Here is a 14,787-nt window from a genome sequence, read left to right as displayed (position 1 = left end):
GAGACCAACAAACTCTAGCCGGTCTTCTTCAAGCAACCTTACCACTGATCAAAACCACAAGGCCCGACGCGCTCTTTTTTGAGCGCAGGGCCGGCCTGACGCCGTCAAGGGCACAACCTTGCATACTTTATGTGCAGGTTGCTCAAAAAATAGACAGCTACACGGTCCTCTGATGACCAACAGCATTGGCACTGCATCAAACCTGCCAAAAATGGTGGCGGTTTCCCGCCGCAATGCAAAAAAAACTGCGTCCACTTTCAATTGGCACGCTTCCTGCTAACACCTGGGCAACAGCTCTCGGATGATCCCGGTCAAGGCACGCCTGCCTGAACCGGCTTCTAAAGAAGAGCGACCGGGCAGACCCTGCCAGTTTAATGTGGAGAGAGACATACGGTGATGAAAAAGATCGAAGCGATCATCAAACCTTTCAAACTCGACGAGGTGAAAGAAGCTCTTCAAGAAGTCGGCCTGCAGGGCATCACAGTGACCGAAGCCAAGGGCTTTGGCCGCCAAAAAGGACACACCGAGCTCTACCGCGGTGCGGAATATGTCGTCGACTTCCTGCCAAAGGTGAAGGTCGAAATCGTTCTTGGCGCCGACATGGTTGAAAAAGCCGTTGACGCCATCCGCAATGCCGCCCAGACCGGCCGCATCGGCGACGGCAAGATCTTCGTTTCCAATATTGAAGAAGCTGTTCGCATCCGGACCGGCGAGTCCGGCATCGACGCCATTTAACCCGCCTTGAATTCCGGCTTATTGCCGCACACCCAATTCCGGACTTTCCGCGCTGAGACAAACGCTATAAACCCTCTGCCGGACCGGGACCAAAACCCAAACGTTCACACGAAAAATCAAAGGGATGGACATAATGACCACCGCCGCTGACGTCCTGAAGGAAATTCAGGAAAAAGACATCAAGTTCGTCGACCTGCGCTTCACCGATCCGCGCGGCAAGATGCAGCACGTCACCATGGACGTTGCACTTGTTGACGAAGACATGTTCGCTGAAGGCGTTGCCTTCGATGGCTCGTCCATCGCTGGCTGGAAGGCCATCAACGAATCCGACATGATGCTGATCCTGGATCCGGAATCTGCACACATCGATCCGTTCTTCGCCCAGTCCACCATGGCGATCTTCTGCGACATCATCGATCCGATCACTGGCGAAGCTTACAACCGCGACCCGCGCATGACCGCGAAAAAAGCGGAAGCTTACGTGAAGTCCGGCGGTTTCGGCGACACCATCTATGTCGGCCCGGAAGCTGAATTTTTCATGTTCGACGACGTCCGCTTCAACGCTGACCCGTACAACACCGGCTTCATCCTGGACAGCTCCGAGCTGCCGTCCAACATGGGCTCTGAATATGAGACCGGCAACCTCGGTCACCGTCCGCGCACCAAAGGCGGCTACTTCCCGGTCCCGCCGGTCGACAGCGCACAGGACATCCGCTCCGAAATGCTGTCCGTCATGGGCGAAATGGGCGTTCCGACTGAAAAGCACCACCACGAAGTGGCTGCTGCTCAGCACGAACTCGGCATGAAGTTCGACAACCTGACCACTTGTGCCGACAACATGCAGGTCTACAAATACGTCGTTCACCAGGTCGCACATGCTTACGGCAAGTCCGCAACTTTCATGCCGAAGCCGGTTTTCGGCGACAACGGCACCGGCATGCACTGCCACCTGTCCATCTGGAACAATGGTGAGCCGACCTTCGCCGGCAATCAGTACGCAGATCTCTCTGAGTCCTGCCTGTACTTCATCGGCGGTATCTTGAAGCACGCGAAAGCCCTGAACGCTTTCACCAACCCGTCCACCAACTCTTACAAGCGTCTGGTCCCGGGTTACGAAGCACCAGTTCTGTTGGCCTACTCCTCGCGTAACCGGTCGGCATCCTGCCGTATCCCGTTCACGTCTTCTCCGAAGGCGAAACGCGTTGAAGTCCGCTTCCCGGATCCGACAGCGAACCCGTACCTGTGCTTCTCCGCCCTGCTGATGGCTGGCCTTGACGGCATCAAGAACAAAATCCATCCGGGCGATGCCATGGACAAGAACCTTTACGATCTGCCGGCTGAAGAACTGGCTGAGATCCCGACGGTTTGCCGTGACCTGCGCGAAGCTATGGAAGCTCTCGATGCGGACCGTGAGTTCCTGAAAGCCGGCGGCGTCTTCGACGACGACCAAATCGATGCCTACATCGAGCTGAAGATGGAAGAAGTCGAGCGTTACGAAATGACCCCGCATCCGGTCGAGTTCGATCTCTACTACTCTGTCTAAGACAGTTTAGGCGTCAAACACGGAAACCCCCGGTCATTTGGCCGGGGTTTTTCATTTGGAGCTATGCGCTTCACAAGTTCCGAAAAAGGACGAGATAAAAAGAGAAAGACCAGAGGCTAAGGGTCAATTGTCGCTGAGTTGTGCGCTCTCCGCGGAACTTGCCGCGTATTTCTTCAAAGTTTTTAACTGAAAACCGTCGGCTATAATCTTGTTGAGTCCGTTTTGCATCTTGCCGAGCAGCGCTTGATCCGTATCGGGATGGCAGGCAATTCCATTACCGATAATATCTCCAAATCCATGAACAAGTTCGACGTCAACGCCCTGCTCAATGAGGGTGTGGAACATCATGCTGGATATCGCGGCCAGATCCAGGCGCTCTTGAGTCAGTTGCCGGATAATCGCCCCGATATCATCGAAATAGTCGATGTTGCTGAAGCCGTTGTTTTGAAGAACATATTCCGAATAGTCGCTTCTCTGAGTTCCGACCGAAGACGTCTGTGCGATATCCGTAATGGACGAAGGTACTTGCGTACCGGCCTTCTTGACCAATAAAAGCTCCGCGCCGCCCAGCGGCGAAATCCAGGAAAAGCTGTCTGCCCTAGCGGGAGTCATCGCCGTGGTGAAGACACAATGGTTTTTCCGATTCTCCGCCAGCCAATAAGCCCTAGACCAGGGCATCATCTCAAGCGAAAACTCAATGCCTTGCCGTTGCATGATTTCGCGAACCTGGTCCGCGCCAACGCCCACAATCTTACCATCTTCCATGAAATTAAACGGCGGGTAGTTTTCGGTCACCAAATGGATGTCGGCCGCACGGGCGTTGTCTGAAGCAGGCAACGCCGCGGCAAGCACTGCGAATGTCCCAGCACACACCCATTTCGCTTTTAAAAACGGTCTCATCATCCTGCGGATCCCGAGATCAGGTCCAATCCAAACCATTATTCATCCAAGTCTTACAAAATGCTTGAGCCAATTGGCAAAACAGCGATTAAATAGATGTTCAGTCTTGCACATTGCCCAGCCACTCAGCCAGAGACGGCCGGAAACTGCCGTTTTTGCCGTGCATCGCAGGGGACGCAATCATGGCATTTAAGACAGCTTCCTGAGTGGTTTCGGCAGCCGCCTGAAACAAGGTGTCGATTTTATCTTCATGCAGACAATCGCGCGCGACGATCGAATTTTTTGACAAGTGAGGGATACGTTGCGCTGTTGAAAACGCAAGGCCGATGTCACCGCTGCCGTTGCCATAATAGGCGCCGAGGCGTGCCAATCCCGCGCCCGCCCGCCGGGCCACACGTTTCAGCTGGCGGCTGTCCAAGGGAACGTCCGTCGCAAGCACAATTATCACAGACCCACGCTCTGGCTGAGCCCCTTCTTCGTTCGGGGCTGCCCGCCGTCCGTCCGGCAGGACCAAGTCTCCGGCCTTGCCGAAATTCGCCTGAACCAACGCACCAAGGGTATAAATCTTGCCTTCCAGCTGAAACTGACGGGATGAAGAACCAATCCCGCCTTTGAAGCCAAAACAGCTGATACCCGTGCCCGCGCCAACGCTGCCTTGGTCAAAATCTTCTGATGCAGCCGCAAGTGCCGCATTGGCGTCTGCTTCGGTGAGCGCGATGGCGTTGATATCGCTTAAATATCCGTCATTGCATTCCATCACGACCGGATTGACGGTGCCCTTGGCGCGGTCGATCTGCGGGTTCTCTGAGAGCTCTCGACGGATCAGCGCATGGATACCTTCTGCGACACCAAATGTGTTGGTCAAAAGGATCGGGGTTTCCAGCGTTCCCAGCTCGTCAACCTGGATGAGACCTGCGCTCTTGCCGAAGCCATTGATGACATCCGATCCGGCTGCCAGTTTTTCCATAAAGATGTTGCCCTGATGCGGCAAAATAGCGGTGAAGCCAGTTCTCAGATTGCCATCAATCACAGTTTTATGGCCGACCGTCACTCCTGCAACATCGGTAATTGTGTTGCGCGGCCCTGGCTCCAATGTGCCGCAGGTAAGACCTGCGTCCCGGGCGGGTGACGTGCTGCTTAAGGACATGAAAGAACTCCGGCGATTCGTTTGATCTCATTGGATGCTGGAACCGGCAAAAACAAAACCTCAGTATTCCTTGATTTCAAATCCTTCCTCAACTTCCGGTGCGATAAAGTGCCGGGTGATTTGCTCAAATTGCTCGTCGCTGACCTCAAACGGATGCAGTCCGCTGGCATTCCTTTCTTGGAGCCGGATCCTACAGACATCATCAGTTACGTTGAGAAAATGCAGGGTATGACCGCACTCGGCCGTAACGATAATTTGCTTCATCCAGCCACGCATGTTCGGCGTGTTTGCCGGAAAGTCGAGCACGACAGAAACGCCAGCGTTCAGAAGCGAAACGACATGCGGTTCCATGACTGATCGAAGACGCGCTGAGCAGCGGACATAGTCCTTGATCGCCGCCATTTCTGGGCCAAATAGATCCGCAAGCCAGATATCTTCACTGATTAGCACCGTGGCCGGACTGCTGGAGAGTTTTGCGGCCAATGTCGATTTGCCAGAAGCAATTTTGCCGCAGAGAATGTGGAGATGTCCGGTGGTCATCAAGAAACCTGTTCGCACTGTTCAGAAGAGAAATGGAACTGAGGGGACCGACAACGTGACATCAACCCGTCAGATTTGCAACGAACAGCAATATCCAAACAATCGTTGTTAGGAATGCGCCAGCAGGACCTCCAGACCGGCCACAAGACCGGCCAGAAAGAGAAAATAGCTGGCGAAACGGCCGTGGTCCGTGCCGTCAATAACGACCTTGCGCAGCAGCGATCCAAAGATATCGAGCAACGAAACGGTCACTAGGATGATCAGAAGGATTGCGGCCCCTGCCGAATAGTCGAAGCCGCGCAAGGCTTCAGACAGCGACATTCCAATCCCACCGGCACCAACAATTCCAAGAACGGTGGCAGACCGCACATTCGATTCAAATCGGTAAAGCGAATAGGAAATCCAAAGAGGCAGTACCTGAGGCACGACGCCGTAGACGATCTCCTGAATGGCCGGGGCGCCCGTCGCTTTGATGCCCTCGACCGGTCGGGGGTCGATTGCCTCAACGGCTTCTGAAAAGAGTTTTGCGAGCGTCCCCGTGGTGTGGATCATCAGCGCCAAAACACCGGCAAGAGGACCAAGTCCGACCGCCGCTACAAAAATCAGCGCAAAAACCAGTTCGTTGATCGCCCGGAAGGCATCCATCAGGCGCCTGACCGGAAAGACGATCCAGTAAGGTGCAATGTTGGAGGACGATAGCAGACCGAAGGGCACAGCCAGGATCACGGACAAAAACGACCCCCAAACCGCCATCTGTACTGTTTCCAGCATCAAGTCAAAATAGCTGTGCCAGTAACGGAAGTTTGGTTTCAAAAAATCTTCGAGCAACATGGCCATGTTGCCGCCACCGATGAAAACCTGTCCCATGCGGTGCATATCGGCCGGCTTGAAACTCCAGACCAGCAGAACAATCAGACCGCCCCATATGAGGACATCAAAGACCTTTTCTTGGGTCGTGCGGCCGGGAACCGGCAATTCGGGGTTTGCCGCGTTGAGCACATTCACGTTGCTGGTCATTGGTGTGATCCTGAGAAGAAACCTTCAAACAGCATGAGGGACCGTGTCCCTCATGCCATTCTGTTAGATGCTTGTTACTTTCGCGGACGAGCAGCAGCAGCAGCGCGGATTTCTTCGATCTTGGTGTTGATTTCCAGGATCTTGGTGGTCCGCTCATCGTCGGAGTAAGTGTCATCTCCTTCGATCGACATGCGCTGACGGATTTGGTCCATCTCATAAAAAGGCCAGAGTTGAGCGTTTGACGACGGGATAAACGGCCCCATGTCGATCAGCGCGAGATTTTCCCGTGCCTGAGCCACTTCCTCATCTGTGCCCTGACGGCCGTAAGTCATGAAGAAATACATGATCTTCGACTTGATGCTGTCGTCCAGTTCCGGACGCCAGGCCATCGGATCAGATGCAATCAGCGGGGAGCGCCAGATTTCCTTAAGCTCCGCAAAGAGCTCCGGCTTTGCGTTTTTCAGGCGGGAATACATGCCGGTGGAAGATGCAACAGCTGCATCAACCTGTTGGGTTGCAACCGAAATCAAGTTGGTTTCGTGGTTGGCGTTGCGAAGGGTCTTGAAACAGTCCTTCGGATTCACGCCTTCCTTGGCAAAGATGAACGTCGACGGAACCAGGAACCCTGATGTGGAGTTCGGGTCACCTATGCCGAAGTTGAGGTCTTTGCCGCACTTCATGACATCTTCGTATGTGAGGCCAGAGTCCTTGTGCGTCACCATGACAGACCAGTAGCCACGATCGCCGGTTGCTTCCGTGGTCTGAGCAAAGATTTCAGCCCCCGCACGGTCAACCGCAACCATTGCGGATTTGTTGCCGTACCAGACAACATCGACCTTATCGAAACGCATGCCTTCAATCACACCGGCATAATCGGCTGCGAAAAACGGCTTCACCGGCATGCCGAGGGACGCTTCCATGGCTTCCAGGAACGGGCCCCACTTTTCGCGTTGGGCGGAGCTGGACTCGGTGGACAAGATGCCAAAGAACAGTTCTTCCGGTTTTTCACGCTCGGCCAGGGCCGGGCCACTCAAACCAACCATGATCGCCGCGGACGCAGCAATGCGAGCAAACAATTTCATCACGATGTCTCCCCTAAAGGGTTTCAGGCCGTCGCCGGGATTGGCGCGGTCCCGAAGTCTTCGGCGTCCGGCAGCACAAGTTCTTCGCTGGCCTCGCCGTAGATTTCACGCAAAAACTGGGTCGTCAGAGCATGGCTCGGCCCATCGTAGACAATCTGGCCGGCCCGCATCGCAATGGTCCGCTGGCAATAGCGGCGCGCATATTCAACCTGATGCAAAGACACGACGACCGTAGTGCCGTCTTCCTCATTGAGGCGGGACAATATACCCATCACACGCTTCGCAGAGGCTGGATCTAGGGAGGCGATCGGCTCATCGGCCAGGATCACCTTGGCACCTTGGACAATTGTGCGGGCGATTGCCGCGCGTTGCTGCTGCCCGCCTGACAGGGTTGAGGCTCTTTGGCGGGCTTTCGCTTCAATCCCGACGCGTTGAAGTGCGCGCATGGCCAGCTGCTTTTCTTCATTTGAAAAGAAACCAAAAACCCCGCGCCAAACCGGCACCTTGCCAAGCAGTCCGGCCAAAACATTGGTCAGAACGCTGAGACGCGGCACCAGGTTGAACTGCTGAAACACAACGCCGATTCCGGTTCTGGTGGCCGCAATGTTCTTTGAGACTGCACCGCTTTTTTGAACCGTTTTCCCGTTGACGGTGACCGTACAGCAATCCCGGTCCTTGTCGCCGGCAACAAGGCCTGAAATGTGCCGGATTAAGGTGGATTTTCCAGATCCTGAGGCGCCAATCAGCGCGACGAATTCACCTTCCGACACCGTCAGACTGACACCGTCAAGTGCCTGAACACCGCCGCGAAACGTTTTGGACAGTCGCTGTACTGAGATTGCAGTCATCCAGGCCTCCTCGGTTGCGAGCGTCGTAGCAAACCGGACGGGTGGCTGAATGAAGGATTGGTGTCATTCTGATGAAATCTGCAGTTCGGGAACTATGATCGTTAAAGAGCGGAAAAGGGAAACGAGTGTGCTTCCTTGCCAATAAACGAAAGGCCCCCAAGAGGAGGCCTTCGTTTCAAAATGACTTTGCCAAGGTATCAGTAGCAAACCTGACGGTAACCGACGACGACATAGCGGCGTTGATATGGATTCCAGCGGCGGACGGCCTGGTTGCGGCAACGGACAGGCGCATAATAGCGCGGCTGTGCCTGGCTTGCGATGATTGCGCCAGCTGCAAGACCAATAATCGCGCCGGCTGCAACAGCTCCCGCGCGGTTGCCGGCGTGGGCTTGGCTCGGCGCAAGGGATACGGCAGCGGTGGCCAATGTCGCGGTGGTTACGGCGGCAATTGCGAATTTCTTGAACATGACTTCTCCTCCTCAACTGAACGCCGGATCTCAACCGGCCGATAATAAGAAACTACCAGCGCTTGTTATCCGGCGGCGTGACCCGCATCACGAAAGTCAGTTTTCCAAAAAATCGAATTTTTGCCTTACTGAACACTCTAGACCGAGCTTGCAATTTACAACCGCACTCCGCCGGTATAGAGCCTTGTGCAACAGGCCAAAGGCCACGCGACAGTTTTAATCGACAGGCAGATTTATGAGCGAGTTCAAGTCAGAGTTTTTGCAGGTTTTGTCCGAACGCGGGTTCATCCATCAGATCTCGGATCCTCAAGGCTTGGATGAGCTGTGCGCCAAGGAAACGGTGACTGCCTATATCGGCTTTGACTGCACCGCGCCGAGCCTGCACGCCGGGTCGCTTGTCCCGATCATGATGCTGCACTGGTTCCAGAAGACCGGCCACCGGCCGATTGCCCTGATGGGCGGCGGCACCACCCGGGTTGGCGATCCGTCCGGCAAGGACGAAAGCCGCAAGATCCTGACACCGGACCTGATTGAAGAAAACAAGGCGGGTATTCGCAAGGTTTTTGAAAAACTGCTGACATTTGGCGACGGGCCGAACGATGCCCTGATGATGGACAATGCCGACTGGCTTCTGTCCCTGAATTACGTCGACTTCCTGCGCGAAATCGGCCGGCATTTTTCCGTCAACCAGATGATCCAGCGCGATAGCGTCCGCCTGCGCCTTGAGCGCGAGCAGAATCTGTCGTTCCTGGAGTTCAACTACATGCTGCTGCAGGGTTACGATTATCTGGAGATTTACCGGCGGACCGGATGCCGGTTGCAGATGGGCGGGTCCGACCAATGGGGCAACATTCTGTCCGGCACCGACCTTGTTCGCCGTCTGGAAGAAACTTCTGCCTTTGCCCTCACCTCTCCGCTTCTGACGACCGCATCCGGTGCCAAGATGGGCAAAACCGCTGCTGGAGCCGTCTGGCTGAACGAAGAACAGCTGTCGGCCTATGACTACTGGCAGTACTGGCGCAACACAGAAGACGCTGATGTCGAGAAGTTCTTGAAGCTCTTCACAGTCTTGCCGATGGCCGAGATCAAACGCCTCGCCGCCCTGGAAGGCTCTGAGATCAACGACGCCAAAAAGGTTCTGGCGACAGAAGCCACCGCGCTGATCCATGGCCGCGATAAAGCGGAAGCGGCAGCAGAAACTGCGCGCAAGGCGTTTGAAGAAGGCCAATCCGCGGCAGGCTTGCCGACCGTAGAGGTTGCCAAAGGCGATCTGGAAGCCGGTCTCGGTGTTTTGAATGCCTTTGTGACCGCCGGTCTGTGTGCTTCGAATGGCGATGTCCGACGCAACATCAAGGGTGGTGCGGTCAAGATCAACGACAAGGGTGAGCAGGATGCCAACCGCCAGCTGTCGTTGAACGACGTCACCGAAGACGGCATCATCAAATTGTCTCTCGGCAAGAAGAAACATGTTCTCCTAAAGCCGGTGTGATCGATCAGACGCTCACATTTTGATAAACAGAAAGCCGGGCACGCACCCGGCTTTTCTTATGATCAGTGGTTAGAATGCCGTTCAGTTCGGCTGAAACTCAAACATCTTCCGGAAAATCCCGGGCGCAATGGCCGAGATTGGATTGACCGACAAAACCGGATCTGACAGTGCACCGGACAGGCGGTAGGTCACGCCGATCAAACCCTCTCCGGTGCTGCCGCCGAGCGCAAACCCCAATAGAGGGATCTTGGAAAAGACATTGTTGAGCGCATAGATCGGAACAAAGGTACCGGTCAGGCTGAGGGTCTGCTGGCCCAGATCGACGGTGCCTGAAACCGTGCCGCCAAGCGCCGCGCCGCGCAAGGCGCCCCGGCTGATGGTCATGATATCACCATCCCTGGTGAAGTTGATATCGAGCGTTTCAAACGATGCGCTGCCTTTTGGCCGGTTCGAGCTCGCTGATCGGCCCGCGTATGGATTAATCCAACCGTCCTCTTCGTTTATGCGGCGGTCACTTTCCCGGATCCGCTGAATCGCTGGATCTTCCGTGATAAAGAGAGAGCGGACACGGAAGTCTCCGACCCAACTGTCGGCATCCGCCATGGCCACATTGAGCACGCCCTTGCCGCCTTGCATCCGCTCATAGAAATCCAGAAAAGCTAGCATCGCTCCAGTATCGTCGAACCGACCATCTGCCTGCTGGGCGTTCCCTTGATTGGCGAGTGTGAACCGGAAATCTGACTGGCCGTCGAGTTTTCCGCGGATTTCCGTGGCCTCAAGCCCTTTTGGACCGGTATCCACCCGGCCCTTAACGTCGCTCATCCAGCGTTTGTTAAAACCGGTCATTCGAGCGATATCGACAGCTATGCGGGCGCCATCTGCAAAATCCCCCTCGCCTTGGCTGCCGCCAGGGCTGCGCAGGCTTCTGATGAGCCCCCGCCCATCAAATGTGAGACCGGCAAAGATTATGTCATAGCGGCCGTTCCTTGCCCGTGTAATGTCGACATCAACATCATCACCAGGCCGAAGCTGGAACCGGGGAAAAGACGCGACCTGCAATTCGCCACTCTTCGACAGTTCGATTTGGCCAAAGATGTCGACCCCTTCCGACATCAATTCGAAATCCTGAACCAAGGTTTTCTCGTCGGTCTCAATCAACTTAAAAGTGGCCGTTGCCGGCACGCCTTTAGCTTTTTGCCAGCCGAGCGCCTTCAATTGCACGTCTGTATCGCGCAGGTTGACGGTGATGTTTTGACCGCCTTCAATCTTCCCAGCGCTCACCGTCATTGGCCCGTCAAGAAACGCCGTCAGGTCGATACCACGGGCCTTGAGCTGTTTTGCAGTGACTGCAGCAACAACGTCCTGTCGTGATGACCCTTTTTCACCGTCCAGCGGCACAACAAGATTAATGTCCGCATTAAGGCCATCAAACTTGCCATTTCCGGTTATGGCGACGGCCTCCCGGTCGGCCTCAATCACCAGATCGGCGTTGCTGATCAAATGCCCCATAATCGGATTGGTGTCTGAAAAATCGCGGGACCGGCCGACCGCTTTCCAGGAGACCGACTTCATGTCGAGGTTCCGTTTCATTGGGAAACTGGCGCTGATATCTACCTCGCCAATGCCACTCACCCCATCTGCCGTCAGCTTCGCCCGCTCCAACACCGTAAAAGGCTTGGCGTTCAAAAGGGTGCCGATTTCCGCGTTTCCACCTTCCAGCCGTGTGTGAACCTGAGCGACTTTGCCAGTGCGCAGCGGAAGATGATGGATCTCAAAAACCGTCTCGGGAACCAAAACACGAGCGTTCCCAGGAAGACCTGCCGTCCCGTCGCTTGCCGTCACCGTCAGAACTTCGTTTTCGATTTTGACCGTACCAGACAGGCCATCTACCACCGCAACCTCCCCAACAGGGGCCACCGCGCCATTGGTGAAAGACATGGTCAATTTCAAATCATCACCGGACCAACCAGCATCCGGATCCTTGTGATTGAAGGCTGGTGGGCGGAATGCACCGGTAAACGATGCCTCTTCAATGATCCCAGCCTTCAATCGCTCGATGATCCAACGCCGTGCCGGCGGAACCAAGGTAATTGGCCAAGCCTTCTTTGCCAGCGACAAAGGGATATTTTGACCATCAACGGCAATAGCCAAATATGGTCCGTCTGGCCTCAGCTGAACTTTGGCAGCCCCGTCAGCGGAAGATTTTCCGGAACGAATTGCGAACCGACTGACATCAATCAGCCGCTCATTTAAGTCGATCGACCCCTTAACCAATACGCCGTCCAACATCTGAGGCGGTTCGGGAATGTCGTTCGGCCCGACCACCGGATATTCAGACTCTAGTTGGAAATTCCAAACAGGGGCATTTGCTTTTGGCCTGTCAATCTTGCCGGTAAAGAACACTCGCGTGTTGCCGCGAATGAAATGAGATTTTTGGATCTCTATCGGTTGGTTCGGCCCGCTGTAAACCAATGACAGAGCTGCATCGTCAAAAGCGACCAGCGTGCGCCCCATTTGAAACCAGCCGTTTCGAACCCGGGCGACAGCATTCGCAGATTCGAGTTTCCCGTCTCCATCCAAAACAGAATCAATTTTCGCCGAAGCAGGAAGGCGCAAGCCTTTTCCGTAAGCTGTCGATCCTTCCGGACCCAATAGTTCCGCCAGTGTGATGCCATTGACCACGGCCGCCATGCGGGTCCCGGTCCCCGAGACCGATTGGCTGCGCAAGAAGTCCAATTGCCATGATGTGACCTGCCCGCCGACGCGGGCCCGAGCCGTAATTGTACCGTCTGCGGCGCGCAAGACATCTGCATTGATGCCGGAAAAGGACCGGGGTGCCGGTCCGGACACGTCAAACCGCCCATCCAGAATTCGAACGGACGTCAAACCGCGGCGGGCAAACTGATCATCGACCAGATTGCCGATCCGGTTCACAGCTTCCATCAGCTGCCCGACTTCCGGCACAACGGCCGGCCCGCCTTTCAAGGCAATTGTGACTTCAGGGCGGATAAGCTGCAGGGATGCAAACTTCAGCTTTCCAGACAATAGGGCTGATCTGTCCAGCGGCACTTCCAATTGCGGAAAGCGCAGCGAAACCGGCGCCCCTCCGGAAATCTCGACATCCACGTCATTTGCGACGATCTTGACCCCGGCGGCGTCGGTAAAATCCAAGCTTGCGCTTTCAATGGATAACGTGACCGGGCCCCGTGTGCCTTGCGCTGCCAAGAAGCTGCCGAGAAACGGCACCATTACTGGGCCGGAGGTAAACACCACCGCAACGAATACTGCCAGACCGACCACGAACAAGCCTGCCCCCCAGCGCAAAAGGCTGCGGCGGCTTACCTTAGATTTTTCCGGCAATTGGTCTTTCATTCCGTCCGGTCGTGCCACTTACATTCCGTCCGCTATCTCCTGGCGAATACGCAGGGTCTGTTGTTAGCCATGCAATATTCTGAGATGGCCGCACATCCGTTGCATTGAACGAGTCGTATCAATGCCTATGATAGTGTCAAACGGGCAGCAAAAGCGATAGCCGCTCCCCTCCCAGCTGCCCAAAACGGCTTTAACGCACAAAACATGACAGAAGGAAGGCGATATGAGCGACCTGGCCCTAGGTGATGCTGCTCCGGATTTTGATTTGGAAGCCGATGGCGGCTCCAGAATCTCCCTAAGTGCCCTGAAAGGGCAGCCGGTGGTGGTGTATTTTTACCCAAAAGACAACACGCCCGGCTGCACCAAGGAAGCCATTGCCTTCACTGATCTGATTGAAGATTTCAAAAAGCTTGGCACCACCATAGTTGGAATCTCGCCCGACACAGCCCGCAAACACGACAATTTCATCGCCAAACACTATCTCGCGGTCCGCCTTGGGGCCGATACAGAAAAGACCACCGCCGAGGCCTATGGCGTTTGGGTGGAGAAATCGATGTACGGCAAAAAGTATATGGGCGTTGAAAGAGCGACTTTTCTGGTGGACGCGGACGGAAAAATCGCTCAGATCTGGCGCAAAGTGAAAGTTGCGGGACACGCTGAAGCGGTCCTTGAGGCAGTCCAGGCACTTTAGCCACGTTTGACTGTCTCTCCACATAAAGATCAGACGGCCAGATGAGCGAAGTCAAAGAAACACCCCTGCCGGCAAGCCTCGTTGCCGGCGCACGCGCCATTGTCGCCACGCCGGACACCTCAGAAAAGGTCCGGCTGGCGTATGCGGTCTCCAAAGCCTGGTTCAAACGGGACTTGGCGCTGGGCTCTCCGTCAAAGGACGGTCCAATGCCGGACCGTCCAGGACGGCCGGAAAAACCGGTTCTTCTGGCTCCGAGAGACATGCCCAAACGCAGCCTCTCCGGCAAAGCCGGCCGGTTGGCGCTCATTCATTCTCTTGCACATATTGAACTCAATGCCGTCGACCTAACGTGGGACCTGATCGGCCGTTTTGCCCACGTCCGCTTGCCGCGGTCCTATTATGACGACTGGGTTCGTGTGGGGTTGGAAGAGGCTAAGCATTTTTCAATGCTGGAAGATCGGCTTGCGCGCCTGGATACCGCTTATGGCGACATGCCGGCTCACGACGGTTTATGGCAGGCAGCTCAGGATACTGGACACGACCTGGCCGCCCGTCTTGCCATCATCCCCTTGGTGCTTGAAGCGCGCGGTCTCGACATCACCCCGCCGATGATCGAAAAGGCCCGTAACCTTGGTGACGAAGAAACCGCCAAATGTCTTGATGTGATTTACCGGGATGAAAAACATCACGTCGCATTCGGAGCAAAATGGTTCCGATTCTTGTGTGACCGGCAAGGGATTCGCCCTGAACCTGCGTTTCACACCTATGTCCGAACCCATTTTAGGGGCGCTCTGAAACCGCCGTTCAACGACCGCGCGCGGTCGGAAGCTGGACTAACCCCTGGTTTTTACAAGCCTCTTGCCCGTTTGACGGGCTAAATTCAGGTGTTTGAAGACGAATTATTAACCTTAAGGAAGTCTAATCATCACAAGTGAAATGCAGAATGCAGCAGTGAA

The 14,787-nt window shown here is 55.2% G+C and carries 13 protein-coding genes; 5 read left to right on the top strand and 8 right to left on the bottom strand.

All coding sequences use genetic code 11. From position 1 onward, the window contains the following. Nucleotides 1-396: 396 nt before the first annotated feature. Both FJ695_RS15910 and glnA read left to right on the top strand, forming a co-directional pair. Nucleotides 397-735 (top strand): P-II family nitrogen regulator, encoded by a 339-nt coding sequence (locus FJ695_RS15910; RefSeq protein ID WP_141186363.1) that lies wholly within the window; start codon nt 397-399, stop codon nt 733-735. A 133-nt stretch (nt 736-868) separates the two neighbouring features. After that, nucleotides 869-2,278 (top strand): type I glutamate--ammonia ligase, encoded by a 1,410-nt coding sequence (gene glnA, locus FJ695_RS15905; protein WP_141186362.1) that lies wholly within the window; start codon nt 869-871, stop codon nt 2,276-2,278. Between the two features lie 123 nt (nt 2,279-2,401). Here the strand turns inward: glnA and FJ695_RS15900 are convergent, their stop codons facing one another. The 7 genes from FJ695_RS15900 to FJ695_RS15870 all read right to left on the bottom strand — a co-directional run bounded on the left by FJ695_RS15900 (nt 2,402) and on the right by FJ695_RS15870 (nt 8,279). Continuing rightward, nucleotides 2,402-3,181: an ABC transporter substrate-binding protein gene (locus FJ695_RS15900; RefSeq protein WP_168206385.1), complete on the bottom strand. Its 780-nt coding sequence runs from the start codon at nt 3,179-3,181 to the stop codon at nt 2,402-2,404. Nucleotides 3,182-3,278: 97 nt separating this feature from the next. After that, nucleotides 3,279-4,325, bottom strand: a complete 1,047-nt coding sequence (locus tag FJ695_RS15895; protein WP_141186360.1) for a P1 family peptidase — start codon at nt 4,323-4,325, stop codon at nt 3,279-3,281. Nucleotides 4,326-4,385: 60 nt separating this feature from the next. Then, complete coding sequence (locus tag FJ695_RS15890; protein ID WP_141186359.1) at nt 4,386-4,865, bottom strand: ATP-binding protein; 480 nt, start codon at nt 4,863-4,865, stop codon at nt 4,386-4,388. 108 nt (nt 4,866-4,973) lie between these two features. Next, nucleotides 4,974-5,882, bottom strand: coding sequence for a phosphonate ABC transporter, permease protein PhnE (gene phnE / locus FJ695_RS15885; RefSeq protein WP_141186358.1), 909 nt, complete (start codon nt 5,880-5,882; stop codon nt 4,974-4,976). 74 nt (nt 5,883-5,956) lie between these two features. Further along, nucleotides 5,957-6,964 carry a phosphonate ABC transporter substrate-binding protein gene (phnD, locus tag FJ695_RS15880; protein ID WP_141186357.1) on the bottom strand — a complete coding sequence of 336 codons (1,008 nt, stop codon included), beginning with the start codon at nt 6,962-6,964 and terminating at the stop codon, nt 5,957-5,959. 23 nt (nt 6,965-6,987) lie between these two features. Further along, a complete protein-coding gene (phnC, locus tag FJ695_RS15875) occupies nt 6,988-7,812 on the bottom strand; it encodes a phosphonate ABC transporter ATP-binding protein (RefSeq protein WP_141186356.1) in 825 nt (274 codons plus the stop codon). A gap of 197 nt (nt 7,813-8,009) precedes the next feature. Continuing rightward, on the bottom strand, nt 8,010-8,279 hold the full coding sequence (locus FJ695_RS15870) for a tyrosyl-tRNA synthetase (protein ID WP_141186355.1): 270 nt from the start codon (nt 8,277-8,279) through the stop codon (nt 8,010-8,012). Nucleotides 8,280-8,514: 235 nt separating this feature from the next. Between FJ695_RS15870 and tyrS the strand changes: the two genes are divergently transcribed. Next, entirely contained in the window at nt 8,515-9,768 is a 1,254-nt protein-coding gene (tyrS, locus tag FJ695_RS15865; RefSeq protein ID WP_141186354.1) for a tyrosine--tRNA ligase, read from the top strand. A gap of 81 nt (nt 9,769-9,849) precedes the next feature. Here the strand turns inward: tyrS and FJ695_RS15860 are convergent, their stop codons facing one another. Next, nucleotides 9,850-13,158, bottom strand: coding sequence for an AsmA-like C-terminal domain-containing protein (locus FJ695_RS15860; RefSeq protein ID WP_209010680.1), 3,309 nt, complete (start codon nt 13,156-13,158; stop codon nt 9,850-9,852). Nucleotides 13,159-13,363: 205 nt separating this feature from the next. Here FJ695_RS15860 and bcp point away from each other — a divergent pair, with 205 nt between their 5' ends. Next, nucleotides 13,364-13,831, top strand: coding sequence for a thioredoxin-dependent thiol peroxidase (gene bcp, locus FJ695_RS15855; protein WP_141186353.1), 468 nt, complete (start codon nt 13,364-13,366; stop codon nt 13,829-13,831). A 41-nt stretch (nt 13,832-13,872) separates the two neighbouring features. Next, nucleotides 13,873-14,709 carry a ferritin-like domain-containing protein gene (locus FJ695_RS15850; RefSeq protein ID WP_141186352.1) on the top strand — a complete coding sequence of 279 codons (837 nt, stop codon included), beginning with the start codon at nt 13,873-13,875 and terminating at the stop codon, nt 14,707-14,709. Nucleotides 14,710-14,787 lie beyond the last annotated feature (78 nt).

The organism is Labrenzia sp. PHM005, from assembly GCF_006517275.1.
Lineage (GTDB): Bacteria > Pseudomonadota > Alphaproteobacteria > Rhizobiales > Stappiaceae > Roseibium.
The sequence above is the reverse complement of the archived record's forward strand: the minus strand, read 5'-3'. Positions and strand labels throughout refer to the sequence as shown.

What these genes read in the sequence shown, in the direction of transcription:
- FJ695_RS15910 (WP_141186363.1), top strand. Translation starts at nt 397, where the DNA reads ATGAAAAAGATCGAAGCGATCATCAAACCTTTCAAACTCGACGAGGTG.
- glnA (WP_141186362.1), top strand. Translation starts at nt 869, where the DNA reads ATGACCACCGCCGCTGACGTCCTGAAGGAAATTCAGGAAAAAGACATC.
- FJ695_RS15900 (WP_168206385.1), bottom strand. Translation starts at nt 3,181, where the DNA reads ATGATGAGACCGTTTTTAAAAGCGAAATGGGTGTGTGCTGGGACATTC.
- FJ695_RS15895 (WP_141186360.1), bottom strand. Translation starts at nt 4,325, where the DNA reads ATGTCCTTAAGCAGCACGTCACCCGCCCGGGACGCAGGTCTTACCTGC.
- FJ695_RS15890 (WP_141186359.1), bottom strand. Translation starts at nt 4,865, where the DNA reads ATGACCACCGGACATCTCCACATTCTCTGCGGCAAAATTGCTTCTGGC.
- phnE (WP_141186358.1), bottom strand. Translation starts at nt 5,882, where the DNA reads ATGACCAGCAACGTGAATGTGCTCAACGCGGCAAACCCCGAATTGCCG.
- phnD (WP_141186357.1), bottom strand. Translation starts at nt 6,964, where the DNA reads ATGAAATTGTTTGCTCGCATTGCTGCGTCCGCGGCGATCATGGTTGGT.
- phnC (WP_141186356.1), bottom strand. Translation starts at nt 7,812, where the DNA reads ATGACTGCAATCTCAGTACAGCGACTGTCCAAAACGTTTCGCGGCGGT.
- FJ695_RS15870 (WP_141186355.1), bottom strand. Translation starts at nt 8,279, where the DNA reads ATGTTCAAGAAATTCGCAATTGCCGCCGTAACCACCGCGACATTGGCC.
- tyrS (WP_141186354.1), top strand. Translation starts at nt 8,515, where the DNA reads ATGAGCGAGTTCAAGTCAGAGTTTTTGCAGGTTTTGTCCGAACGCGGG.
- bcp (WP_141186353.1), top strand. Translation starts at nt 13,364, where the DNA reads ATGAGCGACCTGGCCCTAGGTGATGCTGCTCCGGATTTTGATTTGGAA.
- FJ695_RS15850 (WP_141186352.1), top strand. Translation starts at nt 13,873, where the DNA reads ATGAGCGAAGTCAAAGAAACACCCCTGCCGGCAAGCCTCGTTGCCGGC.